General features: G+C 71.7%; 18 protein-coding genes and 1 other RNA gene. 5 read left to right on the forward strand and 14 right to left on the reverse strand.

The features are described from left to right. The coding region (gene sucB, locus RWM17_RS04440) for a 2-oxoglutarate dehydrogenase, E2 component, dihydrolipoamide succinyltransferase (RefSeq protein ID WP_314101734.1) at nucleotides 1-1,034 on the forward strand (1,034 nt) is incomplete at its 5' end. 23 nt (nucleotides 1,035-1,057) lie between these two features. Here the strand turns inward: sucB and RWM17_RS04445 are convergent. After that, nucleotides 1,058-2,389, reverse strand: coding sequence for a hypothetical protein (locus RWM17_RS04445; RefSeq protein WP_314101736.1), 1,332 nt, complete (start codon nucleotides 2,387-2,389; stop codon nucleotides 1,058-1,060). Nucleotides 2,390-2,512: 123 nt separating this feature from the next. Between RWM17_RS04445 and RWM17_RS04450 the strand changes: the two genes are divergently transcribed. Further along, a complete protein-coding gene (locus RWM17_RS04450) occupies nucleotides 2,513-3,235 on the forward strand; it encodes a DUF4191 family protein (protein WP_314101737.1) in 723 nt (240 codons plus the stop codon). Between the two features lie 90 nt (nucleotides 3,236-3,325). Here the strand turns inward: RWM17_RS04450 and RWM17_RS04455 are convergent, their stop codons facing one another. Beyond that, the gene (locus RWM17_RS04455; protein WP_194612238.1) at nucleotides 3,326-3,766 is read right to left on the reverse strand and encodes an RDD family protein; all 441 of its coding nucleotides are present in this window, start codon (nucleotides 3,764-3,766) and stop codon (nucleotides 3,326-3,328) included. 138 nt (nucleotides 3,767-3,904) lie between these two features. Here RWM17_RS04455 and glnA point away from each other — a divergent pair, with 138 nt between their 5' ends. Continuing rightward, entirely contained in the window at nucleotides 3,905-5,329 is a 1,425-nt protein-coding gene (glnA, locus tag RWM17_RS04460; protein WP_123546042.1) for a type I glutamate--ammonia ligase, read from the forward strand. Nucleotides 5,330-5,445: 116 nt separating this feature from the next. On the opposite strand, the gene RWM17_RS04465 is transcribed toward glnA, so the two are convergent. The 8 genes from RWM17_RS04465 to RWM17_RS04500 all read right to left on the reverse strand — a co-directional run bounded on the left by RWM17_RS04465 (nucleotide 5,446) and on the right by RWM17_RS04500 (nucleotide 17,696). Further along, entirely contained in the window at nucleotides 5,446-6,891 is a 1,446-nt protein-coding gene (locus tag RWM17_RS04465; protein ID WP_314101738.1) for a UDP-glucose/GDP-mannose dehydrogenase family protein, read from the reverse strand. Nucleotides 6,892-6,976: 85 nt separating this feature from the next. Beyond that, nucleotides 6,977-8,509, reverse strand: a complete 1,533-nt coding sequence (locus RWM17_RS04470; RefSeq protein ID WP_314101739.1) for a glycosyl hydrolase — start codon at nucleotides 8,507-8,509, stop codon at nucleotides 6,977-6,979. Then, a complete protein-coding gene (locus RWM17_RS04475) occupies nucleotides 8,502-10,154 on the reverse strand; it encodes a glycosyltransferase family 2 protein (protein ID WP_314101741.1) in 1,653 nt (550 codons plus the stop codon). The genes RWM17_RS04470 and RWM17_RS04475 overlap by 8 nt, the downstream gene beginning before the upstream one ends. Before the next feature lie 533 nt (nucleotides 10,155-10,687). After that, nucleotides 10,688-13,633, reverse strand: a complete 2,946-nt coding sequence (locus RWM17_RS04480; protein WP_314101743.1) for a bifunctional [glutamine synthetase] adenylyltransferase/[glutamine synthetase]-adenylyl-L-tyrosine phosphorylase — start codon at nucleotides 13,631-13,633, stop codon at nucleotides 10,688-10,690. A 15-nt stretch (nucleotides 13,634-13,648) separates the two neighbouring features. Then, complete coding sequence (locus tag RWM17_RS04485) at nucleotides 13,649-14,986, reverse strand: glutamine synthetase family protein (RefSeq protein WP_123546050.1); 1,338 nt, start codon at nucleotides 14,984-14,986, stop codon at nucleotides 13,649-13,651. A gap of 73 nt (nucleotides 14,987-15,059) precedes the next feature. Then, the gene (locus RWM17_RS04490; RefSeq protein ID WP_314101746.1) at nucleotides 15,060-15,233 is read right to left on the reverse strand and encodes an SPOR domain-containing protein; all 174 of its coding nucleotides are present in this window, start codon (nucleotides 15,231-15,233) and stop codon (nucleotides 15,060-15,062) included. A 32-nt stretch (nucleotides 15,234-15,265) separates the two neighbouring features. Further along, nucleotides 15,266-16,120, reverse strand: coding sequence for a hypothetical protein (locus RWM17_RS04495; RefSeq protein ID WP_314101748.1), 855 nt, complete (start codon nucleotides 16,118-16,120; stop codon nucleotides 15,266-15,268). A 91-nt stretch (nucleotides 16,121-16,211) separates the two neighbouring features. After that, nucleotides 16,212-17,696, reverse strand: a complete 1,485-nt coding sequence (locus RWM17_RS04500) for a VCBS repeat domain-containing M23 family metallopeptidase (RefSeq protein WP_314101750.1) — start codon at nucleotides 17,694-17,696, stop codon at nucleotides 16,212-16,214. A gap of 129 nt (nucleotides 17,697-17,825) precedes the next feature. On the opposite strand from RWM17_RS04500, the gene map reads away from it, so the two are divergent. Then, complete coding sequence (gene map / locus RWM17_RS04505; RefSeq protein WP_314101752.1) at nucleotides 17,826-18,689, forward strand: type I methionyl aminopeptidase; 864 nt, start codon at nucleotides 17,826-17,828, stop codon at nucleotides 18,687-18,689. A gap of 28 nt (nucleotides 18,690-18,717) precedes the next feature. Continuing rightward, complete coding sequence (gene ppgK / locus RWM17_RS04510) at nucleotides 18,718-19,479, forward strand: polyphosphate--glucose phosphotransferase (protein ID WP_314101754.1); 762 nt, start codon at nucleotides 18,718-18,720, stop codon at nucleotides 19,477-19,479. 111 nt (nucleotides 19,480-19,590) lie between these two features. Here ppgK and rnpB read toward each other — a convergent pair. The 4 genes from rnpB to RWM17_RS04530 form a co-directional block, all read right to left on the reverse strand. Beyond that, an RNA gene (gene rnpB, locus RWM17_RS04515) (RNase P RNA component class A) lies at nucleotides 19,591-19,974 on the reverse strand. Between the two features lie 50 nt (nucleotides 19,975-20,024). Further along, the gene (locus RWM17_RS04520; protein WP_314101756.1) at nucleotides 20,025-20,765 is read right to left on the reverse strand and encodes a hypothetical protein; all 741 of its coding nucleotides are present in this window, start codon (nucleotides 20,763-20,765) and stop codon (nucleotides 20,025-20,027) included. 95 nt (nucleotides 20,766-20,860) lie between these two features. Beyond that, a complete protein-coding gene (locus RWM17_RS04525) occupies nucleotides 20,861-21,676 on the reverse strand; it encodes a Nif3-like dinuclear metal center hexameric protein (RefSeq protein ID WP_314101758.1) in 816 nt (271 codons plus the stop codon). A 9-nt stretch (nucleotides 21,677-21,685) separates the two neighbouring features. Further along, on the reverse strand, nucleotides 21,686-21,947 hold a 262-nt coding region (locus RWM17_RS04530; RefSeq protein WP_314101760.1), incomplete at its 5' end, for a hypothetical protein.

Genomic DNA, 21,947 nt, shown 5'->3' on the forward strand with positions numbered 1-21,947 from the left:
CAGCAGCAGCTCCCGCCCCGGCGGCTGCTCCTGCAGCTGCTGCCCCGGCAGCCGCCGCACCCGCAGCTGCTGCCCCGGCAGCCGCCGCACCCGCAGCTGCTGCCCCGGCGGCCTCGGCCGATTCGTCGTCGGCTCCGACCGGCTACGTCACGCCGCTGGTCCGGAAGCTCGCGAACGAGAAGGGCATCGACATCTCGACCCTGACCGGGAGCGGCGTCGGCGGCCGCATCCGCAAGGAGGACGTCCTCGCCGCCGTCGAGGCCGCCAGCTCGGCGGCCACGACGTCGACCCCGGCGTCGGCGCCCGTGGAGGTCTCGCCGCTGCGCGGCACGACCGTGCCCATGACGCGTCTGCGCAAGGTCGTCGCCGAGCGCGCCGTCCAGTCGATGCAGGCGATGGCCCAGCTGACGAGCGTGGTCGAGGTCGACGTCACGGCCGTCGCGACGTTCCGTGACGCGAACAAGGCGGCGTTCCTCGAGAAGACCGGCAACAAGCTGTCGTTCCTGCCGTTCTTCACGCTCGCGGCCGCCGAGGCGCTCAAGGCGCACCCGAAGCTGAACGCCACCGTCGACGGCGACTCGATCGTCTACCCGGACCACGAGAACGTCAGCATGGCCGTCGACACGGAGCGCGGTCTGCTCACGCCCGTCATCAAGGACGCGTCCGACCTCGACCTGGCCGGCATCGCCGCTCAGATCGCGGACCTGGCGCAGCGCACGCGCGACAACAAGCTGAAGCCCGACGAGCTGGCCGGCGGCACCTTCACGGTGACGAACACTGGCTCGCGGGGCGCCCTGTTCGACACTCCCGTGGTGTTCCTCCCCCAGGTCGCGATCCTGGGCACCGGCGTGGTCGTGAAGCGTCCCGTGGTCGTCTCCGTGGACGGCGCCGACGCGATCGCCGTCCGCTCGATGGTCTACCTGGCCCTTTCGTACGACCACCGCATCGTCGACGGTGCTGACGCCGCCCGGTTCCTCGTGGCGGTCAAGACCCGCCTCGAGGCCGGCGACTTCGCCGGGGTCCTGGGCATCTGACCACGCCCCCGTGATCGCGCGCGTCAGCGGCGCGTCACTTCCCTGAGACGCCAGCCGGCCTCGGTCCTCACCACGAGGACCGAGGCCGGTTCGTCGTTCGCCGTGCGGCAGGCGAGGAGGACGGTCTCACCCAGCCGTTGCACCTCCGCCTCGACGACCGTGGGCAGGACCAGGTCGCCTGCCGAGGCGAGGTCGGCCATCGTCCGGGAGTCTCCCGCCGCCACAGGCGACCCTGCCTGGTCGACGGCCGCGAGGCACGACGTCGACGGTTCGCGGACGCACGCGACCCGGGCTCGGAGCAGGACCGCGGCCGCCGCGACCGGGTCGTCGCCCCGGACCGCCGCCTCCTCCGTGCTCACGGGCTCGTCGGAGGCACGGTCCGGGACGGGGACGCCGGTGACCGGGCCGGGCGCCGACGCGGCCGCGCCGGACCCCCGATCGGCAGGGGACGTCGCCGCGGGCTGAGCCGGGTCGGACCGCCCGACGTCAGAACCGTCGCCCCGCGGCACCACGGCTGCCCCCACCACGAGAGAGACTGCCACGAGGCCGGCCAGGACCCAGGAGCGTGGCCTGACCGCCCGCAGCCGGTCGACGATCGGCACGACCGTGACCGTCTCCCACCAGTCCGCGACGCCGTCGAGGAGCGCGGACTCGGGCAGGACGCTGGTCCACCCGGACCGCGGCGGGTCCCCCGGCGGTGGTCGCCAGGCGACCACCGCCGCCTCGAGGTCCGTGCTCGGCACGACGGTCGGCAACGCGACGGGAGGAGCAAGGTCGTGGACCCGCTCGACGAGCTCGTCCAGGCAGGTGTCGGCACCCTCCGGGCCCAGCAACCGGGCCCGGTCGCGAGGAGACAGCTCACGAGCCACGGCCTCGACGAGGGCCCGGGCCCCCTCGGTCGCCGTCGCGGGCGGCGTCGCACCGGGCTGGGCGGTCCTGCCGCCGACGAGGACCGGGGCGCCCCGGTCGTCGAGCGCGACGTCCGCGAGGCCGATGCCGCCCAGCACCGTCCCCCGCCGGGCCAGGTGGGCGACCGTGGAGAGCACGGGCAGCAGGACCGTGACGGCTTCCCCTGCGGACAGGGTGCCGCGGCGCCGAGCCCACCGGTCGAGTCGTTCCCCGCCCGGCTCGTCCGTCACGACCACGAGGGCGCCCTCGTCGTCGACCAGCACGTCGACCGGGCGGAGGAGGTGCGGGTGCGGCGACGAGCTCGCCGCCGCGACGAGGGCCGGCGAGGAGCGGCGCAGCACCACCCGGCCGCCGTCGGGCGCGGTGCCCTCGACGGCGCCGCCCGGACCGGGGGGCCAGGAAGACCCCGGCGCGAGCTCGTAGGGACCGAGTGAGGAGGTGACCATGGGGTCATCGTGCTGGTCTCTGAGGGGCGGACGAGTCCCTCCTCGTCCCGGTCGGGGACGACCGACGACGGCGAGCCCTCGGGGAGGACCCACGGCGGCTCGCGACCCCGTATCCTGGTCTGCATGGCACGACGCACGTCACCGGAGAACACGTCCCCGAAGCCGCCCAAGGAACCGGGCCGCTTCAAGCAGATGTGGCAGGTGTTCAAGATGACCCGCCGCGTCGACAAGTCGGCGCTGCCGCTGATGCTGCTGGCGCTGCTGCTGCCGGTCGCCGCCGGCGTCCTCGCGGGTCTCTTCCTCTCGGCGGGCAACGTGCTGGCGCTCGTGCTCTACATCGTGGTCGGCCTGATGCTCGGCGTCCTGCTGCTGCTGATCGTCCTCGGCCGCAAGGCCGAGAGGGCCGCCTACTCGCAGATCGAGGGGCAGCCCGGCGCCGTGGGCGCCGTCATGAAGAGCGGCCTCCGTCGTTCGTGGCGCGCCGCCGAGATGCCCGTCGCGGTCCAGGGCCGTTCCCAGGCAGCCGTCTACCGCGCCGTCGGCAAGGGCGGCGTCGTGCTGATCGGCGAGGGCTCGGTCGCGCAGACCAAGAAGCTCGTCGACGAGGAGCGCCGCAAGGTGGCGCGCATCCTGCCCAACGTCCCCATCACGGTGCTGCACGTCGGCCCCGACGCCGAGTCCGTGCCGCTGCACAAGATCGCCGGCCGCATGAACAAGATCAAGTCGTCGCTGAACCGGAACGAGGTGCTCGCCGTGAGCAACCGCCTCCAGTCGCTGGGCAAGAACGGCCTGCCGATCCCCAAGGGCGTCGACCCGTTCAAGGTGCGTGCCGGACGACCGCGCTGACGATCGACGCGACCCGCTGATCGGGCCAGCGACGGACGGAGGCGCCCGTCCCCCTCGAGGGGACGGGCGCCTCCGTCTGTGGAGCGTCGGTCAGACGCGGACGAGGACCGTCCCCGCCACGCGGTCGTGCAGACCCCTCTGGTCTTGGTCCCAGACCACCGCGGGGATGACGACCGCGAGCAGCAGCGTCCGGACGACCGGGCGCCAGAGGCCGGTCCGGCCACCTGCCATCGGGACGAGGCGCATGCCGAGGACCAGGTGGCCGACGGTGCCGCCGAGGGTGACCAGGAAGAGGATCTGGACGACGCTGAAGACGACCGTGATGGCGAGCCCCTGGCCGTCGAAGAAGGCGAACGCGACGACGTACGCGAGCGCCCAGTCGATCGTCACCCCGGCGATCCGGCGACCGAGGCGGGCGATCGAGCGCGGGCCCGTGCGCGGCAGGCCGAGGCGCTGGCCCGGCCAGTCCTGCCGGGGCGCCGCACCGCCGTCGACAGGGTCGGACGGAGGACGGGATCGGTCGTCGTGCATGCCGCCGAGCCTACCGACGCGGCACCCGTAACATCTCTGAAACAATGGGGACACCGCGACGAAACGGCCCCGCCATAACGTCGTCGAAGGCTGCGTCCGGCAGTCTGACCGATCTGAGCCCATTGGAGAGACACCTAGATGTTCACCGATTCTTCCGAGGTGCTGAAGTTCATCACGGACACCGACGTCAAGTTCCTCGACATCCGGTTCACGGACCTGCCCGGCGTCCAGCAGCACTTCAACATCCCCGCGTCCACCGTCGACGAAGAGTTCTTCTCCGTCGGCCAGCTCTTCGACGGGTCCTCCATCCGCGGCTTCGCGTCGATCCACGAGTCGGACATGCAGCTCATCCCCGACGTCACCACGGGCTACGTCGACCCCTTCCGTGCCGAGCGCACCCTGGTGCTCGTGTTCGACATCTTCAACCCGCGCAACGGCGAGCTCTACAGCCGCGACCCGCGCCAGGTGGCCAAGAAGGCCGAGAAGTACCTCGCCTCCACCGGCATCGCCGACACGGCGTTCTTCGCCCCCGAGGCCGAGTTCTACATCTTCGACGACGTCCGCTACGAGGTGAAGCAGAACGCCAGCTTCTACAGCGTCGACAGCGAGGAGGGCGCCTGGAACACGGGCCGTGTCGAGGAGGGCGGCAACCTCGCCAACAAGACCGCCTACAAGGGCGGCTACTTCCCGGTCAGCCCGGTCGACAAGACGGCTGACCTCCGCGACGACATCAGCCTCAAGCTGATCGACTCGGGCCTCGAGCTCGAGCGCGCCCACCACGAGGTGGGCACCGGCGGCCAGCAGGAGATCAACTACAAGTTCGACACGATGGTCCACGCGGCCGACGACATCCTGAAGTTCAAGTACATCGTCAAGAACACCGCCGAGCAGTGGGGCAAGGTCGCGACCTTCATGCCCAAGCCGCTCTTCGGCGACAACGGCTCGGGCATGCACACCCACCAGTCGCTCTGGAGCGACGGCAAGCCCCTGTTCTACGACGAGAACGGCTACGGCGGGCTCTCCGACCTCGCTCGCTGGTACATCGGCGGCCTGCTGAAGCACGCACCCGCCGTGCTCGCCTTCACGAACCCCTCGATCAACTCCTACCACCGCCTGATCCCCGGCTTCGAGGCCCCCGTCAACCTGGTCTACTCGGCGGGCAACCGCTCGGCGGCCATCCGCATCCCCATCACGGGCACGAACCCCAAGGCCAAGCGGATCGAGTTCCGCGTCCCCGACGCCGCGTCGAACCCCTACCTCGCGTTCGCCGCGCAGCTGATGGCGGGCCTCGACGGCATCCAGAACCGCATCGAGCCGCACGAGCCCGTCGACAAGGACCTCTACGAGCTGCCCCCCGAGGAAGCGAAGGGCATCCCCCAGGTGCCCGCGTCGCTCGACGGCGCCCTCGACGCGCTCGAGGCCGACCACGCGTTCCTCACCAAGGGCAACGTGTTCACCGAGGACCTGATCGAGACCTGGATCGCGTACAAGCGCGAGAAGGAGATCCTGCCGATGGCCCAGCGCCCGCACCCCTTCGAGTTCGAGCTCTACTTCGGCGTCTAGGCGAGACCGGACGGGGCGTGACCGAGACGGTCGCGCCCCGTCCGCCGTCGTGGCTGCCGGACGCGAGGAGGCCCGCACCCCTCGGGGTGCGGGCCTCCTCGCGTCGTCGGCCGGCGTCAGGCGGGGAGGCTGCTCCCGGTGAGGACGCGTCGCTGAGCCGGGGTGCGACGACCGCCGAGGGGTCGCACCTCCCAGCCGCCGCTCGACCAGACCTCGGCGTCGAGCACGTTCCGCGCGTCGATCACGACGGGGTTGGCCGCGAGCTCGGCGAGGGCCGAGGGCTCCGCGCTGACGAACTCGGGCCACTCCGTCAGCAGCAGCACGGCGTCGGCGTCCGAGACCGCCTCCTCGATGCTGTCGGCGAACGACAGGGTCGGGAAGCTGCGCTGGGCGGTCTGGGTCGCCTCCGGGTCCACCACCAGCACCTGGGCTCCGCGCAGGTGCAGCGCCGCCGCCACGTTCAGGGCCGGCGAGTCGCGGACGTCGTCCGTGTGCGGCTTGAACGCGGCGCCGAGCACGGCGATGCGCCGGTTCAGGACCGACCCGCCGCAGGCGTCGATGGCCTGGTCGATGACCCGCTGGCGCTGGGCCATGTTGATCTCGTCGACCTGCTGCATGAGACCGACGGCACGGTGGGCGCCCAGCTCGTTGGCGCGGAACATCAGCGCACGGATGTCCTTCGGCAGGCAGCCGCCCCCGAAGCCCAGGCCGGCGTTGAGGAACTTGCGGCCGATCCTGTCGTCGAAGCCGAGGGCGTCCGCGAGCGTCGAGACGTTCGCCCCGGCGGCCTCGCAGAGCTCGCTGATCGCGTTGATGAACGAGATCTTCGTCGCCAGGAACGCGTTCGCGCTGACCTTGACGAGCTCGGCCGTCGGCAGATCGCACGAGATGACGGGCGTGCCCGTCGAGATCGGGTCGGCGTAGACCTCGCGGAGGATCGCCTCGCTGCGGACGTCGGTGCCGCCGAAGACGATGCGGTCGGGACGCAGGGTGTCCTCGACGGCGTGGCCCTCGCGGAGGAACTCCGGGTTCCACACGACGTCGGCCGACACCCCCGCAGGCAGCACGCCGGCCACGATCTCCCGGAGGCGGGCCGCGGTGCCGACCGGCACGGTCGACTTGCCCACGATCAGGCCGTCGTGGCTGAGCGACTCGGCGACCTTGCGGGTGGCCTCCTCGACGTAGCTCAGGTTCGCGGCGTGGCTCCCCCGGCGCTGCGGCGTGCCGACGCAGATGAAGTGCACGTCGGAGAGGGCGACGGCCTCGGCGATGTCCGTCGTGAAGAGCAGACGACCGGACTCGACGTGGCGGAGGATCAGCTCGGGCAGTCCCGGCTCGAAGAAGGGGACTCGGCCCTGGCTGAGCGCCTCGACCTTCGAGGGGTCCGTGTCGACGCCGATGACGTCGAAGCCCATCTCGGCCATGGCGGCGGCGTGGGTCGCCCCGAGGTAGCCGGTGCCGATGACGCTGATGCGGGGCTTCGTCGAGGCGGACGTCACCGCGGCGTCGACGGACTGGGGGTCGGTGCCGGCGCCGTCGGCCGGGCTGGTGTTCTTGCTCATGATGCGCTCCTCGCGATCTGGGGTGCTGCAGTCAGTGGGGCGGAGGGGGTGGGGAGGGACGGGAGCCGCGAGTCGTCGGCCGTGGTCACGGCAGCGTCCTCAGGGCGAAGTCGGTGTCGGTGCGGGCGATGCCGCGGCGGAAGGCGTCGAGGGAGTCCTGCCGGGAGACGATCCGCCAGTCGTTCGTGAGGTACGAGCCGCTGGACACGGTCGTGGCCGTGAGGTTGAACCAGGAGAACCCGAGGATGTCGTCGTTCTCCGGCTTGGCGAGCTCGCTGAAGAGCGAGTCGATCCACTTCGGCTTCTGGGCGTCCTTCGTCGTGCCGAGCTCGGCCGCGCCCATCTCGGCGAGGATGATGGGCTTCGTCGTGATCTGCCGCAGCTGCGCCAGCGTCTTGCCGAAGGTGCCCTGGAAGTCGCCGGTCTGGGGCGTCTCCGGGCTGTTCCGGAGGTAGCCGGTCATGCCCACCCAGTCGACGTAGTCGTCACCGGGGTAGAGGCTCGCCGTGTACTCGACGCCCCTGTTCTTGGTGGGCACGCCCTCGACCCTGGTGGGGGCCCAGACCCAGGCGACGAGCTCGTTCGCGCCGCGTGCCTCGAAGAGGTCGTGCACGTGCCTCCACATCTGCACGTACTCGGTCTTCTCGTTCCCGTTCACGCCCTCGGCCCACGGGTACCAGTTGCCGTTCATCTCGTGGTCGAGGCGGATGGCCATCGGCAGGCCGTTGGCCACGAGCGCGTCGGCCCAGCGTGTGAGGTACGCGTCGAAGTCGCCCTCGATGATCTTGCTCAGCTCGTAGTCCGGGTCGACGACCGCCTCGTTGCCGGCGGCGATCGGTCGGGACTCCCAGGTGAGGAACGGGAGGTCGCCCTTGGCCCACGAACGGTTCACCGCCGTGGCGTTGAACTCCTGGTCGAAGCCCTGGAAGTAGCCCGACATGTTCGGCTGCGCGCCGATCTTCGTGCTCACGTCGTCGAACTCGGACCAGCTGAAGGGCGACTGGGTCGTGTAGAGGCCGAAGTAGCGAGACTCGGGCGAGACGATGTCCGCGAGGGAGGGAGCGGTGATCGGCACGGGGCCGGTCGTCCCGGCCCCGCCCGGGCCGTTGCCGTTGCCGGAGCCGGAGCCGTTTCCGGAGCCGCTGCCGCCCTTGGGCCCGGTGGCCACGGCCCCGGAGCCTCCGTTGCCGCCGCCGGCCGACGAGCCGCCGCCGGTCGCGGCCTGGGCGTCACGGAGGGCGTCCTGCGCCGACGCGAGGCGAGCCTGTGCGTCGGTGAGCTGCCCCTCGGACGTCCAGGCCTGCTGCTGTACGTCCGCCAGCTCCGTCTTGCTCGCGGCGAGCTGCCGCTTGGCTGCGACGAGCTGGTCGAGCAGGGCCGAGCGGTCCTCCTTCAGGGTGGTGACCTGGGCAGGGGACGTGCCGACCGCCTCCTGCACGGCGGTCCGGACGGGGTTGTCCGTCGGCGATATCCAGATGAGCCACGAGATCATGGCCAACAGGACGACGGTCGCGGTGGCGCCGAGGGCCGTCCGGCGGGCGTTCCCGTGGGACGAGGCCCACCAGGCTCCCGACTGCACGTGCAGCGGGGCGACGAAGGTCTGCGGGGACTCAGACAATGAACCACACCTCCAGGGCGATGATGACGGCACCGATCAGGTACGGGAAGCCGGCTTTGGGGTTGAGGCGACGACGAGGAGGCGCGACGGCGGCCACGGGGGCCGTGGCCGCGGCGAAGGCGGTCGCCGACGAGGTCGTCACGGCGTCGTCCTGGGGCGACGGCGCGGTCTCGACGGCCGTCTCGGCGCGGTGGCTGCGCACCAGGACCACGCCGGTGTCGTCGCGTCGGACGGTGGTCGCGTCCGACGTGGGGCCGGCGGGGGTCGAGGAACCGCCGAGGTCGAAGAGGGCGTCGACGCCGGGATCGGCCTCGTCGTCGAACTCGCGCTCCAGCACCCGCAGCGAGTCGTCGCCGGTGGCCTGGTGGGCCATCTGCTGGGCCGCGTCGTCCGCGGCTCCGCCGGCGTAGGCGCCGGCACGGGTCCCCCAGCCGCTGGCGTGCCCCATGCGGAAGAACCCGATGACGCGGATCGGCATGAGGAAGAAGGTCGACACGATGATGAAGACGGGCAGGCGGATGAAGTCCGAGGGCTTCTCGGCCAGGTGTCGCATCTGTCGGATCGCCATGCTGAGCACGGACGACAGCACCATCAGCACCACGATGCTGACCAGCCCGGTGGAGACCCCGTACTCGGCCAGGATGCCGCGGTACAGGTTGACGCCCTGCCCGGTGATGCCCCGGTAGATCCAGCCGCCGATGACGCCCATCAGGAGGAAGGGCAGGATGATGTCCATCGCGAAGAAGAACGCGAGCATCGGAGCGTGCCCGAGCATCCACGGCATCATCCGGAACGTGTTGTACTGGCTCCCGCGGGCCCAACGGAGCTGCTGCTTGAACAGCTTCTTCACTTCGAGCGGGGCGTCCGTGTAGACGAGGCTCGTGTGCTGGTACACGGTGCGGTACCCCTCCTTGAGGGTGAGGTTCGTGAGGGTGCGGTCGTCGCTGACCTCGAGGAAGACGCCCATGAACTTCTCCGTCATGAAGCGGTCCATCACCCGCACGAGGATCTCGCGGCGGAAGGCGATCGTCCGACCGGGGAGGCAGCCGATCTGTCCCAGGACGCTCTGCGCGGGCATCGAGTAGAGCGCACGCGAGTTCTCGAGCCAGTCGGCCCAGCGGGTGATCCAGCTGCGCTCGGGCTCCAGGATGCGCTGACGCGTGGTGACGCCGCCGACGTTCTCGTGGGCGAAGGGGCGGACGAGCTCGGAGAGCGTCCCCGGCGTCCACACCGTGTCGGAGTCGACCAGCACGGTGATGTCGCCGCGGCTGAGCTCGGTGCCGATCATGACGGCGTTGCGCTTGCCGGGGATGGGGGTGTGCACCCAGCGGACGAGAGGGGCGTACTCGTCGCAGACGGCCGCCAGCTCCGGGTTCGGCTTGCCGTTGATGACCACGATGATCTCGCCCGGCTGCTGCTCGACCATGCGGCCGATGACGTCGCGGAACAGGTCCAGGGGCTCGTCGACCACCGGGACGACGACGCTCGTGGAGCCGGAGAACTCCCCCGTGAAGGGGCGGTACCGCCGCGAGAGCAGCACCTTGATGATCCACAGGATCCAGATGAAGGCCGAGTAGACCGCGAACAGGTACAGCTCGGCGTGGCCGCCTGCCATGGATCGGATCTGGAGGATGAAAGTCAACACGAGGGCCGCCTCACGGGGATGGGAAAAGGACGATTCCGCGTCTTCGAGGAAAGGGGTCTGTCGGGTCGGTGCAATCTTGCGGCGGTTCGGAGGGGACTCACAACCGACCACCCGTTCGGCGCCTCGGCCCTGCGAGGCGGGGTACGCCCGTGTCCTCCCATCGGTGTCGCACGAAATGCCGACAGAGCCGGGTGCCTGCCGGAGGCGCGGCAGGCCCCACCCGGCTCGGCCCCCACGTGCCCTCTCGAGCCCACGAAGGAACCCGGAGAAAGGCCTGATCACGGTCGGATCCCGACGGTCCTGCGCAGACTCGGCCCGTGCGGCGGGAGGTGAGGAATGCCCATGGCACTGCGGGGCTGTGCGTGCGGGGCGGTCACGCGTCCGAAACACGACAGACATCTCGACCGGGGTACGCACCCCCTTTTCGGGGTACGGCAAAATCACCCGTGACCAATTCGGGCGTCACCCCCCGGGTGAGTGCATCTCGGGCGTGTCGCACGTCGCGACCGCGACGCCGGTCGCGCCCGTCGCGGTCAGGCGGTAGGCTCCGGCGCCTCGTCCAGGCCGTAGAAGCCCCGCTCGAACACCGCCCGTGCGCGACGGGTCACCGCGAGGTAGTCCTCCTCGAGGCGCGTGGCCGACCCCGGCGGGTACTCCATCAGGCGGGCGACGCCCTCGAGCTGTCGACGGTCGGTGGGCAGGACGTCCGAGGTGCGCGAGGTCCAGAGGACGACGGCGGAACGGGCGCGGGACGCCATCAGCCAGGCGTCGTGCAGCTTGGCCGCGTCGTCGACGTCGACCAGCCCCGCGGCGGCCGCCGCCTCGAGGGCGGTCAACGTCGAGGTCGTGCGGAGACCGGGCACGTCGTGCGCGTGCCGGAGCTGCAACAGCTGCACGAACCACTCCACGTCGCTCAGGGAGCCACGACCGAGCTTGAGGTGACGGGACGGCTCGGCGCCCTTGGGGAGGCGCTCCGCCTCGACCCGCGCCTTGATGCGCTTGACCTCGCGCACCTCCTGGTCCGAGAGGGACACCGGGTAGCGGACTTCGTCGGCCAGCGCGGTGAACTCGGCCCCCAGGCCCGCGTCGCCCGCCACGACACGGGCGCGGAGCAACGACTGGGCCTCCCACGTGAGCGACCACCGTGCGTAGTAGGCCCGGTAGGAGGCGAGGGACCTCGTCACGGGTCCGTTCCCGCCCTCGGGACGCAGGCCCGTGTCGAGGTCGAGCGGCACGAGGGCGTCCGAGGTGAGGCGGCCCATCTCGGCCACCACGCCGGCAGCCCGGCGCTGCGAGGTGTCGTCGCCCTCGGCCCCCCGGTGGACGAAGAGGACGTCGGCGTCGGACCCGAACCCGAGTTCGCGGCCGCCGTAGCGGCCCATGGCGACCACCGCCATCTCGACGTCGGGCACGTCTCGACGGGCCAGGGCGAGGGCGCCCGTGATCGTCGCTGTCGTGACGTCCGTGAGCCCCTGCGCCAGCTGGTCGATCGTGACGAGGCCGAGGATCCCCGAGATGGCCAGCCGGAGGACCTCGCGGCGCCGAGCCTGCCGCAGCACGCCGGCAGCCCCCTCCTTCGACTCGTGCCGTGCCACGGTGGCGCTCGTCTCGTCGAGCAGGCTGGCGAGCGTCCGTGGTCGGAGCTCGGCGTCGGACTCGAACCAGGCCGCCGCCTCCGGGGACCGGTCGAGCAGGTCGGCGACGAACGTCGACGACGACAGCACGGTCGTGAGCCGGTGGGCGGCCCCCGACGAGTCGCGCAGCATCCGGAGGAACCAGTACGACTCGCCGAGCCCGTCGCTGAGCCTGCGGAAGGCGAGGAGGCCGAGGTCGGGGTCGGTCCCGTCTGCGAACCACTGCAGCATGGCGGGCAGCAGGTGCCGCTGGATGCTCGCTCGTCGTGAGACTCCCCCGGTCAGGGCGGCGATGTGCCCGAGGGCGCCGCGCGGGTCCGAGAAGCCGATCGCGGCCAGCCGGGCGGCGGCCTGGTCGCTGCTGAGCGCGAGGTCCTCCTCGGGACGGGCCGCGACCGCCGAGAGCAGGGGCCGGTAGAAGAGGCGCTCGTGCAGGGTGCGCACGCGCCGCTTCACCTCGCGCCACGCCTCGACGAGGCCCGTGCCCGAGGAGCTCAGCCCGGAGGCGCGCGCGAGCACCCGGAGCGCGTTCTCGTCCGTCGGCATCAGGTGGGTCCGGCGCAGGTGCGACAGCTGCACGCGGTGCTCGAGCACGCGCAGCACCCGGTAGTCGCGGTCGAACTCGGCGGCCTCGGCGCGCCCCACGTAGCCCCGCCGCGCGAGGGCGGCCAGCGCCTCCAGCGTCGACCGCTGCCGCACGCCGTCGTCCGCCTGGCCGTGGACGAGCTGGAGCAGCTGGATCGTGAACTCGACGTCGCGGAGCCCGCCGGGCCCCAGCTTCAGCTGCCGGTCGACCTCGTCGGCCGGCAGGAGGTCGGTGACGCGCTCGCGCATGGCCTGCACGGACTCGACGAAGGCCTCGCGCTGGGCGGCCGACCACACGAACGGCGCGATGCGCTCGGAGTACCGGTCGCCGAGGTCGACGTCCCCCGCGAGCGGACGCGCCTTGAGCAGCGCCTGGAACTCCCAGCCCTTCGCCCAGCGCTCGTAGTAGGCGACGTGCGACTCGAGGGTGCGGACGAGGGCGCCGTCCTTGCCCTCCGGCCGCAGGTTCGAATCGACCTCCCAGAGCTCCGGCTCGAGCGCGAGGTCCGTGATCGCCCGGACCGTGTGCACCGCCAGCCGGGTGCCGATCTCGACCGCCCGCCCGTTCTCGAGGCCGTCGGCGCCCTCGGCGACCCAGACGACGTCGACGTCGCTGAGGTAGTTCAGCTCGCGTGCCCCTGCCTTGCCCATCCCGATCACCGCGAGACGGGTGCGCGCCACGTCGTCCCCGGGGAACGGCACCTCGCGCCGGGCCACGTCGAGGGCGGCGTGCAGCGCTGCACCGGCCAGGTCGGCGAGGGCAGCGGCGACGACGGGGAGCGCCTCGACCGGGTCGGGCCGGTCGAGGTCCCAGCTGGCGATCTGCACGAGGTGACGGCGGTAGCCGACGCGGAGGGCGACCCGCGCCTCCTCGTCGACCAGCCCGGCGACGCGCGACACGAGGTCGTCCACGTAGTCGTCGCGACTGCGGGGAACGGGTGCGGGCTGCAGCAGCAGCTCGAGCTCGGCCGGCCGGCGCACCAGGAACTCGGCGAGGCCGGACGACGACCCGAGCAGGCGCAGCAGGCGCTCTCCCGCGCGTGCCTCGAGCAACGCGGCGACGCCGTCGGGCGATCGCTCGAGCAGACGCTCGAGGTGCAACAGGGCCTGGTCGGGATCAGGGCTGCGGGCGAAGGAGGCGACGGCCGACGCGAGCGACGGGGTCGCCTCGACGAGGCGGTCCAGCCGCTCGCGTGCGGTGCCGAGCTCGGCGAACCCGAGCCGCGCCAGGTCGGACAGCGCCGTCGCTGCTCGAGGCATGGTGGAGCCGGCCCGTTAGAGGATCTCGAGGTTGGAGCGCAGCTCGAACGGCGTCACCTGGGCCCGGTACGACTTCCACTCCTGCCGCTTGTTCAGCAGCACGTAGTTGAAGACCTGCTCGCCGAGCGTCTCAGCGACCAGCTCGCTGTCCTCCATGATCGAGAGGGCGTGGTCGAGGCTGGCGGGCAGCTGCTTGTAGCCGAGCGCGCGACGCTCGGCGTCGCTCATGCCCCAGACGTTGTCCTCGGCCTCGGCGGGGAGCTCGTAGCCCTCCTCGATGCCCTTGAGGCCCGCGGCGAGCATGAGGGAGAAGGCGAGGTAGGGGTTCGCGGCGGAGTCGATGGCGCGGTACTCGACGCGGCTCGAGTTTCCCTTGTTGGGCTTGTACAACGGCACGCGCACGAGAGCCGAGCGGTTGTTGTGGCCCCAGGTCACGAAGCTGGGCGCCTCGTCGCCGCCCCACAGGCGCTTGTAGCTGTTGACGAACTGGTTCGTCACCGCCGTGATCTCGGGTGCGTGTCGCAGGAGGCCCGCGATGAACTGCCGGCCGATGCGGGAGAGCTGGTACTCGGCGCCGGCCTCGTAGAACGCGTTGCCGTCGCCCTCGAAGAGCGACATGTGCGTGTGCATCCCCGAGCCGGGGTGCTGGCTGAAGGGCTTGGGCATGAACGTGGCGTACACGCCCTGCTCGATCGCCACCTCCTTGATGACGGTGCGGAACGTCATGATGTTGTCCGCGGTCGTCAGGGCGTCGGCGTAGCGCAGGTCGATCTCGTTCTGGCCGGGTCCCGCCTCGTGGTGGCTGAACTCGACGGAGATCCCGAGATCTTCGAGCATGCGGACCGAGCGGCGGCGGAAGTCGTGGGCCGTGCCGCCGGGCACGTTGTCGAAGTAGCCGGCCGAGTCGACGGGCTGCGGCCCGTCGGGACCGCCCTGCGCGTCCTTCAGGAGGTAGAACTCGACCTCGGGGTGCGTGTAGAACGTGAAGCCGCGTTCGCCGGCCCGCGCGAGCGTGCGCTTGAGGACGTTCCGCGGGTCGGCGACGGCCGGCTGCCCGTCGGGCGTCGTGATGTCGCAGAACATGCGGGCCGTCGGGTCGATCTCGCCGCGCCACGGCAGGATCTGGAAGGTGGTGGGGTCGGGCTGCGCGAGCACGTCGGCCTCGTACGACCGGGTGAGTCCCTCGATCGCGGAGCCGTCGAAGCCGATCCCCTCGGCGAACGCGCCCTCGACCTCGGCCGGGGCGATGGCCACGCTCTTCAGGGTGCCGATCACGTCCGTGAACCAGAGCCTGATGAACTTGATGCCGCGTTCTTCGATCGTCCGGAGGACGAAGTCCCTCTGCTTGTCCATCGACAGCCTTTCTGCTCTGCGTCGAGGCTAGTGGACGCGTCCGTCGGCCACGGTCACGCCGGCCCCGGATCCGTCAGTCGTCGGCCGCGTCCTCGGCGTCGAGGCGGGCGTTCCGCTCCTGGATCGTCCGGATGGCCGCTGCCGCCTCGTCACGGGTGGCGTAGGGGCCGGCCCGGTCGACGGCGGGCGACACCTTGCCCTCCTCGACCTCGTGCGTGCGGGTGTTGAACCAGAACTCAGTCGTCATGGGGCGAGGCTACCGCCGGGCGGGCGGGGGCGTCACGGGGTCCAGTCGGCGCGGGTCGGGATGGTGATGGTGAAGGCCCGGCCGGCCGACGTCGTGCCGCCGAGGTAGGGCATGCCCGGTGCCCAGGTGCCCCAGGTGGGCCTGCCCTGGTCGGGTCCGAAGACGGGCAGGTTCGCACCGTACTCGTAGAGCGTCTCCTGGATCGGGCGGTAGCAGCCGTGTCCGGAGGAGTCCCGTCCGCGGATCGTGCCGAGCGCGCGTAGGCCGTTCTCGTCGAGGCGCCAGACCGGGCCGCCCAGATCGCCCGGGGCGACCTCCATCGTCGTGCAGAGGAGGTCCCCGACGACGCCCGTGATGGCGCCTTCGGTCCACCCTGTGCCGACCCCCATCTTCCCGACGAGCATGCCGGGACGTTGCTGGACGGTCGGCATGAAGCCGACGATCCGCCCGTCGCCGGGCTGTTCTCCGGTGAGGGGGTCCGCCACCATCTGGTGGGCGTCGTCGCCGGGCACCATGGCGTAGAGCAACGATTGGTCCCGCTGCGACGCAGGCGAGTAGAGGTTCTTGGCGTACGCGCCCTGGTTGTTCCTCACGGTGCCGGAGACGACGGTCGCACAGAACTGACCCAAGAGGAAGAAGCCGGAGTCGCCGCTGATGGCGTAGCCCCCGGAGCAGACCTGATCGTAGCCCCCGTTGATCGTGCCGCCGTTGTCCATGATCATCGGCTCGCCGGGGCTGTAGTCGTAGCCGCCCGCCGCGGCCGCGGGGCCGGCCGGCCCGGCCAGGGCCGACGCGAGGAGGGCGGCGACGGCGATCACGCCGACCGCGATGGTCTTGGCGGCACGGGACATCCCCGTGCTGCTGCTCGTGCTGGTCGCGTCGGTCATGTCGGCCCCCCGTGTCCGCCCCTCCTTGGGGCCTCGTTCGTACTCTAGGGGCGGGCCGGGCGCTGCGGGAAGACCGCAGAGGCCGCGGTCGTCAGCCGACCACGAGGAGGCGCGGGTCGGCATCCGAGGTCGCCAGCCGCTGCCAGGACGAGACCGCCCCGGGGGACGACAGCCACCCTCCTGCCCGCGTGTCGGCGTAGTGCACGTCCGCGCGACGATCGCCGTCGAGGTCGCCGAGCTGCAGCCGCTCCGGCGGGACGCCCGCGTACACCCGGCTGCTCCACGACGAGACGCCGGCGCTGGAGACGTACCAGCGGCCGTCGGCGCGGTTGGCCCAGAAGACGTCGGCACGACCGTCGCCGTCGAGGTCGGCGAGGTCCATCTCGGCCATCGGGACGCCGGCCGACGCCAGGACCCGCCACGGGACGGCAGCCCCCGACGCCGCCCACCAGGCGCCCGTGGGGTGGGCCCAGAACACGTCGTCCCGGCCGTCGCCGTCCATGTCGGCCACCCGGATGTCCGTGTTCGGGACGTCGACGGCCGTCGTCGTCCACGGCGACGTCCCGCCGTACGAGACCTGCCAGGTCTGCAGCGAGGAGTTCGCCCAGAGGACGTCGGCACGGCCGTCGCCGTCGAAGTCGCCGAGCTGGAGCTCCTCGCCCTTGGCCTCCGCCGCGCCGTTGATCCTCGTCCAGGACGTCACGCCGCCCCAGGAGACACGCCAGGAGCCGTCCGGCGCAGGCCAGAAGACGTCGCTCTTCCCGTCGCCGTCGAAGTCGGCGAACTGGAACAGGCTGGTGTCGACGTGCCCGTGGGCGAGGCTGCGCCAGTTGGACACGCCTCCGTCGGAGGCCCACCACTGGCCGTTGGGGTTGCCGTAGAACACGTCGGCGCGGCCGTTGCCGTCGAAGTCGGTCGTGTTCGCCGTCCGTGGCAGCTCGCAGCCCGCGTAGAGCGCGAAGCCCGCCGTGTCCGGGCACGCGTCGGTCGAGTTCGGCACGCCGTCGCGGTCGCGGTCCGGCGAGTCCTCGGCGAGGCCCGGGAAGGACCAGCCGATGGCCGTGCCCTGCGTGACGTTGCGTCCACAAGTGAAGTACCCGTTGACGCCGTCCTGCACGGCGTTGCCGATGCGGATCTCGAAGTGCAGGTGCACCCCGGTCGAGGCGCCGGTCGACCCCATCGAGCCGAGCGTCTGGCCGCGTGCGACCGACTGCCCGACCGCGACCGTCGTCGAGTTGACGACGAGGTGCGCGTAGCGGGTCGTGTACCCGTCGGAGTGCTGGAGGACGACCTGGGTGCCGTAGCCGCTCGTCGCGGTCGACTGCACCACCGAGAGCACCTTCCCGGCGGCGGCGGCGACGACCGGGCCGCCCTGCAGGCGGGCGATGTCCGTGCCCGAGTGCGTGTCGTTCAGCCCACAGTGGCTGCCGACCGTGCCGGTGATCCTCCCGGTGGCCGGGACGATCATCGCCCCGTCGGCGGCCTGTGCCGGTGCTGACGGCGCCATCACGGCCCCGACCGCCGCGACGGCCGTCGCCAGCGCCACGACGGCTGTCGTCCTCCAAGTGCGTCCCACGTGCGTTCCCTCGTCTCGTCGTCCCCCGGGGGAGACTGCCAGATGTACCCCGGTCCGACCAATCCCCCGATCGGGGCGCGACAGGGGCGCGGGCCCCCGGGCAGCCGCCCTCCCCCTAAGCTGGACGGCATGCCCCGGGACCTCGACGGATCACTGACCCCGGGCCGGGTCTCGCCACTCCGCCCGGTCCCCTCGTCCATCGCCCGACCCGAGTACGTCGGCAAGGCGGGCCCCGCTCCGTACACCGGCGGCGACGTGTACGACGCCCCGACGATCGAGCTGATCCGCGCGAGCGGCCGGATCGCCTCGCAGGCGATCGACGCCGTCGAGGCCGCGATCCGCCCCGGCGTGACGACGGACGAGCTCGACCGGGTCGCCCACGAGTTCCTCGTGGCCCACGACGCCTACCCGTCGACGCTCGGCTACCGGGGGTTCCCGAAGTCGGTCTGCACGTCGGTCAACGAGGTCATCTGCCACGGCATCCCCGACGACACCGTGCTCGACGAGGGCGACCTGGTCAACATCGACATCACCGCGTTCAAGGACGGGGTGCACGGCGACCTCAACCGCACGGTGCTGGTCGGGGACGCGGCCCAGGAGACCGTGGACCTGGTCGAGCGCACGCGCGAGGCCCTGCGACGCGGCATCAAGGCCGTCGCCCCGGGCCGCGAGGTCAACGTGATCGGCCGGGCCATCCAGTCGTACGCCGCCCGCTTCGGCTACGGGGTGGTGCGCGACTACACCGGCCACGGCGTCGGCCGCGCCTTCCACTCCGGCCTCGTGATCCCCCACTACGACGCCCCGCAGTTCGACGACGTCATGGTGCCCGGGATGGTCTTCACCATCGAGCCCATGCTCACCCTCGGCAGTGTCGAGGCGGACATCTGGGCGGACGGCTGGACCGTCGCCACCCGTGACAAGTCGCTCACGGCCCAGTTCGAGCACACCCTCGTCGTCACCGAACGCGGTGCCGACGTCCTCACCCTCAGTTGACGACGAGCACCAGGAAGAAGGACGACCCGTGGCACAGAGAGCAGTCGGCATCGACATCGGCGGCACCGGCATCAAGGGGGCGATCGTCGACGTCGAGTCGGGCGAGCTCCTCACCGACCGCATCAAGAAGCCGACGCCGGAGGGCGGCGAGCCCGACGCCATCGTGGCGGTGGTGAAGCAGATCGTCGACGAACTCGGCCTCGACGACGACACGATCCCCGTGGGCGTCTGCTTCCCCGCCGCCATCATGGACGGCAGGACCCTCTCGGCCGCGAACGTGTCGAAGAAGTGGATCGGCTTCGAGGCCGAGGCGCTCTTCGAGAAGACGCTGGGCCGGTCGATCCACTTCGTCAACGACGCCGACGCCGCCGGCTACGCCGAGACCCGTTACGGCGCCGCGAAGGACGTCCCCGGCCTGGTGATCATGACGACGCTCGGCACGGGCATCGGCACCGCCCTGATCAACGACGGCGTGCTGATCGTCAACGCCGAGCTCGGCCACCTCGAGATCGGCGGCAAGGACTACGAGACGAAGGCCTCGTACGCCGCCAAGGAGCGCGACGACATCAGCTGGAAGCACTGGGCCAAGCGCCTGCAGAAGTACTACTCGCACCTCGAGGCGCTGCTCTACCCGCGGCGCATCATCGTCGGCGGAGGGGTGTCGAAGCACCACGAGGAGTTCCTGCCGCTGCTCGACCTCCGCGCCGAGATCGTGCCGGCTGTGCTGCGCAACAACGCGGGCATCATGGGCGCGGCTGCCCTCGCCGCGGGCTCCCGCCCGGCTGCCTAGGCGGTCCGGCGGACGCAGCAGGCGGCACGACGAGAGGGACCCTGGCTCGGGAGGCGCGCCTCCTGGACCAGGGTCCCTCTCGTCGTGTGCCAGCCGCGTGCACGGCTGAGGCGGATGGGCCGGCTGATACGCCGGGTTCTGTCCCGGTGCGTGAGCACCATGGACGGCCATCTCTCTCGGGACTGCGTCGCCGCAGCCCTCTAGCGGTCTACCCGAGGACTCGGCGAGCAGCCTCGGCGTCCTCTGTCTGACCTTGCTCCGGGCGAGGTTTACATAGCCGGCCGGTCACCCGAACCGCTGGTGGTCTCTTACACCGCCGTTTCACCCTTACCCCGGCGCCGCCTCTCGGCGACGACCGTGGCGGTCTTCTCTCTGTTGCACTGTCTCGCGGGTCGCCCCGGGTGGGTGTTGCCCACCGCCCTGCTCTGTGGAGCCCGGACGTTCCTCGGCACCGCGGGGCGGACCCCGCGGTGACGCGACCGTCTTGCCGACCCATCCGCGTCGACCATGCTAGCGGGCGTCACCCGCCCGTCACGACGGGACGGTCAGATGCCCGACTCGCCAGTGCGCACGAGGATCGCGTCGCTGTCGGGGCAGAGCACGACGTCGTAGGCGGAGGCGGACCGCACCGCTGCGAGGTCGCTGCCGGTGAGCGTCACGCCGCTCGCGCTCGAGACCCCGCCGCGGAGGAGCGACGCGCCCACGCCGTAGCGGGCCCGCTGACGCTCGTACAGGGCGAGCAGCTCGGCCGGCACCTTCTCGGCGATGGCGGCTCGGTCGGCCTCGACCTCGCGCCGCTCGACCTCGAGCCTGCCGAGCCCGGCGTCGCGGCCCTCGGCCGCCTCGGCACGACGGGTCTCGATCTGGTCGAGCTCGGACTTCGTCAGCGCGGCGACGGCGCCGAGCGACTCGACCCGGTCCATGACCTCGAGCTGCGCGTCCTCCAGGTCGCTCTGACGGCGGGCGAGGGCGACGAGCTCACCCTCGAGCGCCGCGACGTCCTTGACGGACGAGGACGACGCCAGCCGCGTGCGATCGCGCTCGGCACGGGCCACCACCACGGCCACGTCGGACTCGATGCGCGTCAGCTCGGTCTGCGCGTCCTCCCAGGCGCCCTGCTCCGACGAGAGGCGGCTGCGGAGGCGCGAGGCATCGCCGTCGATCGTGGCGAGCACGGCGATCTCGGGCAGGTTCGCCGCCCGGTGGGCGAGCTGCTGGATCGCCGTGTCGAGCGCCTGGAGGTCGAGGAGGAGAGCCTGGTCGGCGGGGCTTGCTTGGAGGGCCATGGTGCCTGCTTCGTGGTCGTGGTGCGGCGGTGGTGGTGCGGCGTTCGTGGTGCGGCGTCCGTGTCGAGGACGAGAGCGCAGGAGGTGGGGGTGGGCTACTGCACGACCGTGAAGTCCCAGGGGTCGGTGCGCAGGTCGCTCAGGGTGACCTCGACGTCGTGGAGGGCCTCGCGCAGCTGCGCGGCGGCCGTGTCGAGCCAGAGCCACTCGCTAGCCCAGTGCGAGACGTCGACGAGCGCGGGGCCCCGGCCGAGGAGCATCAGGTCGCGGGCGTCGCTCGCGGGGTGGTGGCGCAGGTCGCTCGTGAGGTAGACGTCGGCTGCACGGACGTCGGGGTGGTCGAGCAGGGAGTCGCCGGCACCCGCGCAGAGCGCCACGGTCTCGACGACGCGCTCGGCGTCACCGGCCACGCGGATGCCCGCGGCGGTGGGCGGCAGGAGCTCGCCGAGCTGGCGCGCGAACGACACGAGGCTCATGGGCCGAGGCAGGCGGCCTGTCACGCCGAGGCCGGTCGAGCTCGTCGCCCCCTCGGTGATCGGCCGCTGGTCGACGAGGCCGAGCTGGTGCGCGAGGACGCGCGACGTGCCGGTCTCGACGACGTCCGCGTTGGTGTGGGCGGCGATCAGCGCGCAGCCCGCCCGTACGAGGCGCGAGACGACGGCCCCCTTGGTCGTGTCCTCGGCCATCGTGGTCGCGCCGCGGAAGAGGAGGGGGTGGTGCACGAGCAGGAGGTCGGCACCGATGTCGACGGCCTCGTCCACGACCTCGAGGACCGCGTCGACCGCGAGCCGGACGTGGGTCACGGGCTGGTCGGGGTCACCCACCACGATGCCGGGATGATCCCACGACTCGGCGCCCGAGAGGGGCCAGAGACGTTCGACGACGGCGTTGACGGAGGCGAGGGTGGACACCCCCTCAGCCTAGCGGCGGGAGGTCGGCCGCAGGCCCGTCGCGAGCACGGCGACCACGAAGGCGGCCGCGGCGGCGACGAGGAGCGCGGCGACGGCGGCGACCCCCGGCGTCATGCCCGTGAACCCGACGAGCCGGACGAGCCAGCCCTGCCAGGCGAGCGACGCCGGCACGGTCACCAGGACGCCGTAGCCGAGGACGGCGGACACGACGATGCCCGCGACGACGGCGACGGGCCCGCGGACGGCGACGCGCTCGGCGTCGGCCGGACCG

The sequence above is a fragment of the uncultured Frigoribacterium sp. genome (assembly GCF_963515265.1).
Classification (GTDB): domain Bacteria; phylum Actinomycetota; class Actinomycetes; order Actinomycetales; family Microbacteriaceae; genus Frigoribacterium.

Excerpts from the sequence above, each read along its gene's own strand:
- RWM17_RS04450 (WP_314101737.1), top strand. The coding sequence starts at position 2,513 with ATGGCACGACGCACGTCACCGGAGAACACGTCCCCGAAGCCGCCCAAG.
- RWM17_RS04490 (WP_314101746.1), bottom strand. The coding sequence starts at position 15,233 with ATGACGACTGAGTTCTGGTTCAACACCCGCACGCACGAGGTCGAGGAG.
- RWM17_RS04480 (WP_314101743.1), bottom strand. The coding sequence starts at position 13,633 with ATGCCTCGAGCAGCGACGGCGCTGTCCGACCTGGCGCGGCTCGGGTTC.
- RWM17_RS04485 (WP_123546050.1), bottom strand. The coding sequence starts at position 14,986 with ATGGACAAGCAGAGGGACTTCGTCCTCCGGACGATCGAAGAACGCGGC.
- map (WP_314101752.1), top strand. The coding sequence starts at position 17,826 with ATGCCCCGGGACCTCGACGGATCACTGACCCCGGGCCGGGTCTCGCCA.
- glnA (WP_123546042.1), top strand. The coding sequence starts at position 3,905 with ATGTTCACCGATTCTTCCGAGGTGCTGAAGTTCATCACGGACACCGAC.
- RWM17_RS04455 (WP_194612238.1), bottom strand. The coding sequence starts at position 3,766 with ATGCACGACGACCGATCCCGTCCTCCGTCCGACCCTGTCGACGGCGGT.
- RWM17_RS04465 (WP_314101738.1), bottom strand. The coding sequence starts at position 6,891 with ATGAGCAAGAACACCAGCCCGGCCGACGGCGCCGGCACCGACCCCCAG.
- RWM17_RS04495 (WP_314101748.1), bottom strand. The coding sequence starts at position 16,120 with ATGACCGACGCGACCAGCACGAGCAGCAGCACGGGGATGTCCCGTGCC.
- RWM17_RS04445 (WP_314101736.1), bottom strand. The coding sequence starts at position 2,389 with ATGGTCACCTCCTCACTCGGTCCCTACGAGCTCGCGCCGGGGTCTTCC.
- RWM17_RS04520 (WP_314101756.1), bottom strand. The coding sequence starts at position 20,765 with ATGGCCCTCCAAGCAAGCCCCGCCGACCAGGCTCTCCTCCTCGACCTC.